This is a genomic window from Intestinibacter sp. (assembly GCF_034113885.1).
Classification (GTDB): Bacteria; Bacillota; Clostridia; order Peptostreptococcales; family Peptostreptococcaceae; genus Intestinibacter.
The window spans coordinates 1-8,506 of sequence record NZ_JAXEWM010000136.1 but is presented as its reverse complement, the minus strand read 5'-3'; the positions used below and the strand labels follow the sequence as shown (position 1 = coordinate 8,506).

General features: G+C 30.9%; 10 protein-coding genes and 1 pseudogene. 3 read left to right on the top strand and 8 right to left on the bottom strand.

Going from position 1 to position 8,506, the window contains the following annotated elements; translation table 11 throughout:
* The 7 genes from SPD90_RS08470 to SPD90_RS08440 form a co-directional block, all read right to left on the bottom strand.
* Nucleotides 1-299 (bottom strand): protein kinase domain-containing protein (locus tag SPD90_RS08470; protein WP_320924932.1); only part of this gene is annotated, 299 nt, incomplete at its 3' end.
* Entirely contained in the window at nt 290-619 is a 330-nt protein-coding gene (locus SPD90_RS08465) for a hypothetical protein (protein ID WP_320625486.1), read from the bottom strand. The genes SPD90_RS08465 and SPD90_RS08470, both read right to left, overlap by 10 nt.
* Before the next feature lie 85 nt (nt 620-704).
* Entirely contained in the window at nt 705-1,646 is a 942-nt protein-coding gene (locus SPD90_RS08460) for a S8 family peptidase (protein WP_320625485.1), read from the bottom strand.
* Between the two features lie 125 nt (nt 1,647-1,771).
* Nucleotides 1,772-2,296: a 3'-5' exonuclease gene (locus SPD90_RS08455; protein ID WP_320625484.1), complete on the bottom strand. Its 525-nt coding sequence runs from the start codon at nt 2,294-2,296 to the stop codon at nt 1,772-1,774.
* A gap of 51 nt (nt 2,297-2,347) precedes the next feature.
* Nucleotides 2,348-3,718: an aldehyde dehydrogenase gene (locus SPD90_RS08450; protein WP_320924931.1), complete on the bottom strand. Its 1,371-nt coding sequence runs from the start codon at nt 3,716-3,718 to the stop codon at nt 2,348-2,350.
* A 133-nt stretch (nt 3,719-3,851) separates the two neighbouring features.
* Entirely contained in the window at nt 3,852-4,889 is a 1,038-nt protein-coding gene (locus tag SPD90_RS08445; RefSeq protein ID WP_320625482.1) for a 3'-5' exonuclease, read from the bottom strand.
* 130 nt (nt 4,890-5,019) lie between these two features.
* Nucleotides 5,020-5,880 (bottom strand): tRNA 2-thiocytidine biosynthesis TtcA family protein, encoded by an 861-nt coding sequence (locus SPD90_RS08440; RefSeq protein ID WP_320924930.1) that lies wholly within the window; start codon nt 5,878-5,880, stop codon nt 5,020-5,022.
* A 177-nt stretch (nt 5,881-6,057) separates the two neighbouring features.
* On the opposite strand from SPD90_RS08440, the gene SPD90_RS08435 reads away from it, so the two are divergent.
* The 3 genes and pseudogenes from SPD90_RS08435 to SPD90_RS08425 form a co-directional block, all read left to right on the top strand.
* Entirely contained in the window at nt 6,058-6,264 is a 207-nt protein-coding gene (locus SPD90_RS08435; protein ID WP_320627117.1) for a spore coat associated protein CotJA, read from the top strand.
* The gene (locus SPD90_RS08430; RefSeq protein WP_320924929.1) at nt 6,264-6,530 is read left to right on the top strand and encodes a spore coat protein CotJB; all 267 of its coding nucleotides are present in this window, start codon (nt 6,264-6,266) and stop codon (nt 6,528-6,530) included. The genes SPD90_RS08435 and SPD90_RS08430 overlap by 1 nt, the downstream gene beginning before the upstream one ends.
* A 15-nt stretch (nt 6,531-6,545) precedes the next feature.
* Nucleotides 6,546-6,875, top strand: a pseudogene (locus tag SPD90_RS08425) (manganese catalase family protein); the annotation flags it as partial.
* A gap of 103 nt (nt 6,876-6,978) precedes the next feature.
* Here the strand turns inward: SPD90_RS08425 and SPD90_RS08420 are convergent.
* Nucleotides 6,979-8,427: a recombinase family protein gene (locus SPD90_RS08420; protein ID WP_320924928.1), complete on the bottom strand. Its 1,449-nt coding sequence runs from the start codon at nt 8,425-8,427 to the stop codon at nt 6,979-6,981.
* Nucleotides 8,428-8,506 lie beyond the last annotated feature (79 nt).

Here is an 8,506-nt window from a genome sequence, read left to right as displayed (position 1 = left end):
TTTCTAGATTGCATTATATCCTGCAAAGATCCATTTTTATAATACGGCATAGATATATAGATATAATCATCGTCATATGTCGCGTAATTTACCTTTACAATATTTCTATTTTGTATTTTTTTGATCTTTCTGACCTCATCGAAGTACTTACTGCTCTCTTTGATTTTATTTTTATCGACTTGCTTTATCATAAAAATTTCCTTTAGCTGTGTATCCTCGACTATATATAGAGAAGAATTTGCCCCATGAGATTGTATTTTTTCTACGACTCTCATATTTAGCTTTGAGTTTATTTCCATACCATAACTCCCCTACTTAGGAATAATTCCTCCAAAACACCTTGCATCTTTATAGAATTTGTAATCTTATCACAAAAATCCTTCGCCTCTATATTGTAGCTCTCTCTAAAATTTCCAATATCGACCTTATAGTATTTTATATCGTATTCATCTATAAAAACATTTGTCAAATTTCTAATATAGTTTAGCTTCTGAGCTGTAGAATAGCTATTTGGCAAAACTAGCTCATTTCTCTTTATTATTTTTTTGTTGTTCGCAAAGCTTCTAAATATATTAAATTCGATTTTCCCACTATTTATGTACATATCAATATATATCATAGTTTTCAACTCCTTATTTTATACTAATATATAATATGAAGCAAAAATAAAAAGATGAACTATTTTAAATTCATCTTTTCCATTATTATCTCAATTTTAAATAAACAATTCCATTTCCTTGAATAGTTCTCGGATAATCCAAGGTTTTAGTGAATTTTATCAGCTGTGCATATAGCTCCTCTGGTGTTAATTCTCGTTGAAATACATCGTCTGACCAGTTTTTAAGAAGAGCTAAGCTTCCTGTCACATGAGGTGCAGCCATACTCGTTCCACTCATGCTAGCGTAGGTATTTCCTGGATAAGTAGAAATAATATCTACTCCTGGGGCGACACAGTCTATTACTAAATTTGAATTTGAAAAGGCTGCCGGTACAGATTTCTTATCGACTGCGCCCACCGATATTACATCTACATATGAGGCTGGATACGAATATTCAAAATCATCGTAATTGCCATCGCCCTCATTGCCAGCTGCACAGACTATCGATATTCCATTTTTGACTGCATTGTTTACTGCTCTCTCTAATTTATCATCGCTTACACCCATTCCAAGAGACATGGATATGATGTCTACGTTTAAATTTACAGCGTAATTTATGGCGTTTACTACCCAACTTAATTTACCGGAGCCTGTTTGGTCTATTGCCTTTAGTATATAAAGCTCTGCCTCTGGTGCCACTCCTAATATTGAATTATTTTTGCCATCTGCTGCGATTATTCCCGCTACATGTGTGCCATGACCTACTCTATCTGTAACTATGTTGGGATTTTTCATATCCTCAGTAGTAAAATTTCTAACTGCTACTATATTATCCTTAAGACTTACATGATTTACATCGCATCCAGAATCTATAATTGCTACCTTCACGCCTTTTCCTCTGTATGATGCCTTCCACATATTTGGGGCTGCTATCATATTTACACCATATGGAGATATTTTATTTTTAACTCTGAGATTATCTCTATTCATCGTATATGGAATTAGTTTAACCTCTAAATCCTTGACTTCTTTTAAATTTTTTTTCATATATATCCCTCATTATTATAGAAACTCTTTATTTTAATATATTATTTATAAATTTACTTTGTTCCTATTTACGTGTTTTACCTTTTAGGGCTTTTTTTGCGAAAAAAAATGGACCAAAGTCCATTTTATTCTATCTCATCTTTAATTGTTAAAAACAGCTTGGCAGTTGCGAGTGTATCGCTGTTTGCTCTATGGGCGTTTTCATTTACTATATTGTAGTATTCGCATGCTGTTGCTAGCTTTTTATTTTTGCCCTTGTAGGATTTACATTTTTTTAACATCTCTAATGTACATATATGATTTGTTATCGGCTCTAAATCAAGTAATTTTAAGTAGTAATTTAAAAATTTAAGGTCGAATTTTGCATTGTGCGCGATTATAGTTGTATCTGAAACGTACTTTCTAAACTTAGGAAGTACAGTTTCTATAGTCTGCGCATCCTTTACCATATCGTTATCTATACTCGTCAAAGCTGTTATATTTGAAGGTATTATTCCCTTTGGCTTTACTAGTCTTGAATAATTTTTTCCTATTTTACCATTTACTATTTCAGTCACACCGATTTCTATAATTTCACATCCGCTGTATGGATCTAATCCGGTTGTCTCTAAGTCTACAACAATATATTTTTCATCTGTATATCTACTCATCTACGTCTCCTTTAGTTTAGTATAATCTATAATTATAACATTTTATCCGTATTATTTTAAAAATAATTTAAGTAATTTCATCTTAAAATCGTCATAAGGCAAATACCTTATAGGCAAATCTATCCAGTTGTATTTTTTCACAATCGACCTTTTATGTGTAAATGTATCGAAGCTTTGTTTTCCGTGGTAAGAACCCATTCCGCTGTTTCCCACTCCACCAAACGGCAATCTAGAAGTAGCTAGCTGGATTATTGTGTCGTTTATACATCCACCGCCAAAAGATATATTTTTTAAAATCCTATCTTCTATTCTTTTATTTTTAGTAAATAAATACAAGGCTAGGGGCTTTTCACCTTGTAAAATTATATTTTCTGCTTCTTCTATATTGTCAAAAGTTATTATAGGAAATACCGGACCGAATATTTCTTCTTTCATGATAGGCGAGTCTAGTGTAATTTTATCGAGTATTGTAGGCTCTATTTTTAAATTTTCCCTATCTATATCTCCTCCGTGTACGATTTTCTCGCCCTTCATTAAATTCACGAGTCTGTTAAAATGCTTTTCATTTATTATATTTGTATAACTGTCATTTTGTAGCGGCTCATTTGTATAAAATAACGCTATAGCTTCCTTTAAATATTTTATAAACTCATCCTTTACGTCATTTTGAAGCAGTAGATAATCTGGTGCAACACATGTTTGACCTGAATTTAAATATTTTCCAAATACAACCCTCTTAGCTGCAATTTTTAAATCTGCACTTTTTTCTACTATACAAGGACTCTTACCACCTAATTCCAAGGTAACTGGTATTAAATTTTTAGCTGCCTTTTCCATAACTATCTTTCCGACAGCTGCTCCTCCTGTGAAGAAAATGTAGTCTAGCTTTTCTTCTAATAGTTGATTTACTACTTCTCTATTTCCATTTACTACAGTTATATATTCTTCTGGAAAGGTTTCAGATATCATTTCACATATTACCTCTGATGTGTACTTAGAATCCCTTGAAACCTTTAAAATAGCACAGTTCCCAGCGGCAATCGCACCGATAAGAGGCTCTATACAAAGTAAAAAAGGGTAATTCCAAGGAGAGATTATAAGCGTAACTCCATAAGGCTCCTTAGTTATAAAGCTTTTTGCGTGAAATTGACTGAGTGGAGTCAAAACTCTCTCGTCTTTTGACCATCTTTTTACGCGTTTTTTTATAAATGTCAAATCACTTAAAGTAAGGCCTACCTCTGCCATATAAGACTCAAACTCAGATTTATTTAAATCCTTTTTCAAAGCCTCTTCTATTTTACTTTCGTATTTTCTTATTGCCTGCTCTAGCTTACCTAAAGCATCTATCCTAAAATCCACATCCTTAGTCCTTCCCGTCTTGAAAAACTCTTTTTGTTTTCTCACTATATGATTTATATCCATATTATCACCTATTTAAAATTTAATTATATTTTTTGCTTATCCTATACTAAAAATTATATCATAATAAGCTTGTATATAATCAAATCACAGCAAATAAAAAAATCTTCTCAAGGAAGATTTTTTTTAATTCAATCTAGGTTGTCAAACTATCAGCTGGTTGCAAGTCAACTTTTATATCTATAAATATATTTTCATATTCCATATCTTCTATAAATAAATCTAAAATATTATTCATCTCATCCTCATACTCCTCTTGGCTGAGCTTGTATAAAAGCGCATCCTCAAATAAATCCATCAAATCAAAGTAGAAATTATTTAAAACATAAAAATACCCATCTTTTATGTTTCTAAGCTTATCTACAGTGTCTAATTTTTTTACTATATCATTTACAATATCGATATTTTTGACCTTTATCTGTCTTATCGAATACACATATCTACCAACAATCGATAATATATCTATTGATAAATCATCTATAGTGTAGTTTCCTTCTTTATTATACAAATAATTCCCGTAATTTTTTATTTTATTTTCTATATTCTCGTCGATTTGGTTGTAAGGACTTTTGTTTATATCTTGAATTATCAAGTAATTTCTTATGTCTTCGTTCTTTTCTAAAGCTTCATCTAAAATATGTAAATTATATGCATCGTATAGAGGATCATGAGCATCTCCACTAAACTCCATATTTGATAATTCTAGTAGATGAGTTAGAGATATGTAGTTCATGCACTTGATTCCGTATTCTAAATATTTTTCCTTGATATCTACAAAGAAGCTCTGGATATTATTTAGAAAACGAGGATGGTTGTTCTTTTGCGCACTTATTCTATCTGTATTTTTAAAGCAAGTCAAATCCAAGTTTCCAAAAGTATAAATTCCCTCAATCTCATCAAAATCACCTAGCCAATGTTTAAATGATCTCATCACACTTTCATAAGTAGGAGCATCTTCTAAGTCTTCTGTAGTAATGTGTGTTAATTCTTCTATATGTGGGTAAACTGTTTTTGTTAAGATAGGCTTTATCAGAGATTTAAACTCCTCTATTTCTTTAGTCTTTGTATCGTATTTTATAGCTCCAATAGCTATTAAATCCGCCTTAAATCCCTCTCTCTTATTGTTTTTTGTGTTGTTCATATTCATCTCAAAGTCCATATATATTTTTTTCATACAATTCCCCCAATCATAAAACATATATTATATTTTACCACAAAACTCTGAGTGTAGTTATATAATTATAAAAATACCTCTACATATAAAAGTGTTTGCTTTTTATGTAGAGGGTTTATTGATAAAATTTCTATTCAAATCTATCTAAGAAGGAATGTCTAACTCCGTCCTGTTCCCATCCTAAAACAGAGTCTAAGTAAACATTATTTGCAGCCTTGAATATTGATTTCTCAACCTCTTGGTATTGTTCACCTAGATTTTTTATAAGCTCCTTGATTTCGTATCGCTTGTTTCCTGTCTTTTTAGCTGCGACCATGCATGCACAGTTAAGTGGCATAATACCACTATTTTGAATAAATCTTATTATACTTTCCTCTCTTATATAGTATAGAGGTCTTATTATCTGCATTTTTTCAAAGTTAGTAGATTTTAGCTTAGGAAGCATTGTCTTGAAATTTCCTGCACATAATAGATTAAGCATTGTAGTTTCTATTACATCGTCAAAATGGTGTCCTAGAGCTAATTTATTACATCCTAGCTCCTCTGCCTTGTTGTATAGAGCGCCCCTTCTCATACGTGCGCACATATAGCATGGGTAGTCCTCTGCAATCTCACCTGCCACATCGAAAATATTAGTCTCAAATATTGTAAGCGGAATATTTAAATACTCACAATTGTCTTCAAGTAATTTTCTGATGTTTTTATGATAACCAGGATCCATCGCAAGATAGACTAAGTCGAATTTGACTTGTCCGTGCTTTTGCAATTCTTGGAACATCTTTGCCATAAGAAGGCTGTCCTTTCCACCAGAAATCGCAACTGCAATTTTGTCGCCTTCCTCTACTAATTTATAATCCTTTATAGCCTTTATAAATTTAGACCATGTGTATTTTCTATATCTTTTTATTATACTTTTTTCTATTTCTCTTAAAGGCTTTCTCTCTTCTGTAGGCATAATTATATTACACCCGTCACCTGCTAATTTTCCCATTTAATCACCTCAATTAATTTAAACATAAAATTAATTTTATCATATTTAACAATATACCTTCAAGTATATAAGCACATATTTAGACGCTTATGTAACATTTAAATACCATTTTAATATTATATATTAAGGCAGAGATTTACAAAAATTTCTCCCATATCATCGAGGAGGTTTAGCACAATGGAGAAAACTAGAGGTATTAAGAATAATTGCGGTGATCAGCTTGCAAGACCTTACATCAATGACCAAGTTTTGACAAAGATGTACAACCTATGCACAGCGCTAAAATATGGTAGCCTATTCCCAGAATTATACTTATTTGATTCTGAAAACTACAACGCTTACCTTTACAAATCACCTAAAAATAGACTGGGAGGTAGAAGATAATGAAATCAGCATGTAGATACGACCTTATAAAAGCAGTTATGGAGCTTGGATTTGCAGCCGTAGATATGAATTTATATCTAGACAATAATCCAGAAGACAAAACTGCTGTAAACACTTACAATTCTTTTGTCTCTCAATACGCACAGGCTAGATGTGCCTACGAAAAGAAATACGGTCCTTTGACACATTTTGGATATGCTCCAAGTGTTTGTCCATGGCAATGGGTTGAATCACCTTGGCCATGGGAAAGAGAATTTTATATGTAAGAGGAGGATTTAGATATGTGGATTTACGAAAAAACATTGGAATATCCAGTAAATTTAAAATGCCGCGACCTTAGAATGGCAAAGCTTATAATGACTCAGCTAGGAGGACCTAATGGCGAAATGGCTGCTGCACTTAGATATTTACAACAGAGATATACTATGCCTACTGGAAAAACTAAGGGATTGCTGACAGATATCGGTACGGAGGAGCTCGCACATGTTGAGATAATTTCATCTATGATTTATCAGTTGACAGATGGTGCTACTCCAGAAGAATTAAAGGCTGCTGGATTAGATACTAACTACGCCCAATTCGGTCACGGAATTCAACCAACGGAGGTTAATTGTACATAAGCCTAAAAAATTATTTACCTTATACTATATATATACTAAACTTAATTAAATTTTTCAATAAAAATAACCTATTCTGTAATAAGAATAGGTTATTTCAATATAAATTCCATTGAATAGATATTTTATCTTTATCAATAACTATTTTATAAATTAACTCTTGTAATATTAATTTTTTTTCTTTATTATCAACATTGTCAAATACATATTCAAAATTTTTATATTTATTTAATAATAATACTGCCTTTGATGTACTATTTTTTAAAGCATCTAAATCTTTTTTATGCTCCTGTAATATTTGATTTAATTCCTCTATTTCACTTTGACATCTGTCTATTATTTTAGTAAATATATCTATAGAGCCTTCACTATCTCCACATAATATTTTTTCTATTTCTCTCTCTGCATTATTTATAGCCTTTTGTTTTTTATTGATATTATTTTCTACGATATTTATATCTTTTTCTATTATACTTTTATTTTTACCTATTTCTTCATTGTAAGCATTTTCTAACCCTTCTATAGATAAATTTTTCATTTGTGATTTTATCTCATTTATTAATATAGGCTCTATTCTTTTGCTATTGTAGTTTTTTAACATACTAGATTTATTTTTACCACAATGCTTACATCTATAAGTGTGTGTTTTACCACTTGAATTATTTACATAATCTATATGTAGCTTTCTCTCTACTCCATCATCGCATTTGTGATATAATAAACCTTCAAATAATATATTTGTTCTATTTGTATACCTTGTTTCTCCTCTCGTATTTCTTGCTTTTGCTCTATCTTGTGCCTTTTGAAATACTTCATCGCTTATAATTCTAAATTGTGGAAAATCCAATAATTCTCCTTTGTATTGTTTTTTTCCAATATAAATTGGATTTGTTCTAATATTAGATATTTTTCTTTGATTCCAGTTTTTATATCTACCATACATCTTATTTTTTTCTAATAGTTCTATAGTCTTTGTTGTTCCATATTTGATATAACTATCGAATAAGAATTTTACTATTCTGCTTTCGTCTTCATCTATTACAAAATTATTTTTATCGTCTAATTTATAACCAAAGTTAGGACTGCCACCACAAAACCCTGTTTTCTCTACCTTTGCTTTTTTTCCGTTTTTAGTTCTCAATGACGTCTTTTGGCTCTCTTTTTTTGCAGTCCAAAATTTTATAAATTGCATCAATTCAGATGCATCATCATTATTATTATTTAATAATCCCTCTGTAACAGATATTACTTTTACCTTGTATTCTTCCATAACCGACATAAAAGAAATTAGTTCTGTCCTTCTACCTATTCTGTCAGAATTAAATACGATTAATGTTTCAAGTTCTTCATTCATTGCCATTGTCATTAACTTTTGCAGTCCTTCCCTGTCCTTTAATGCTGTTTTATAACCGGATACCCCATATTCTTCTATAGTATCGTGTATGATTATATTATTCTTTTTTACATATTCTTGGATTGCTATCTTTTGGCTCTCAAAGTCTTGAATATCTGTAGAAAATATATATAATAATACATTATTTTTCATCGTTTAAAACTTCCTTTTTTTCTAATTCTATTATCATATTTACTATTGTTTTATAAAAACTATCGCTTACTCTTTTACC

What these genes read in the sequence shown, in the direction of transcription:
- SPD90_RS08465 (WP_320625486.1), bottom strand. Translation starts at nt 619, where the DNA reads ATGATATATATTGATATGTACATAAATAGTGGGAAAATCGAATTTAAT.
- SPD90_RS08460 (WP_320625485.1), bottom strand. Translation starts at nt 1,646, where the DNA reads ATGAAAAAAAATTTAAAAGAAGTCAAGGATTTAGAGGTTAAACTAATT.
- SPD90_RS08455 (WP_320625484.1), bottom strand. Translation starts at nt 2,296, where the DNA reads ATGAGTAGATATACAGATGAAAAATATATTGTTGTAGACTTAGAGACA.
- SPD90_RS08450 (WP_320924931.1), bottom strand. Translation starts at nt 3,718, where the DNA reads ATGGATATAAATCATATAGTGAGAAAACAAAAAGAGTTTTTCAAGACG.
- SPD90_RS08445 (WP_320625482.1), bottom strand. Translation starts at nt 4,889, where the DNA reads ATGAAAAAAATATATATGGACTTTGAGATGAATATGAACAACACAAAA.
- SPD90_RS08440 (WP_320924930.1), bottom strand. Translation starts at nt 5,880, where the DNA reads ATGGGAAAATTAGCAGGTGACGGGTGTAATATAATTATGCCTACAGAA.
- SPD90_RS08435 (WP_320627117.1), top strand. Translation starts at nt 6,058, where the DNA reads ATGGAGAAAACTAGAGGTATTAAGAATAATTGCGGTGATCAGCTTGCA.
- SPD90_RS08430 (WP_320924929.1), top strand. Translation starts at nt 6,264, where the DNA reads ATGAAATCAGCATGTAGATACGACCTTATAAAAGCAGTTATGGAGCTT.
- SPD90_RS08420 (WP_320924928.1), bottom strand. Translation starts at nt 8,427, where the DNA reads ATGAAAAATAATGTATTATTATATATATTTTCTACAGATATTCAAGAC.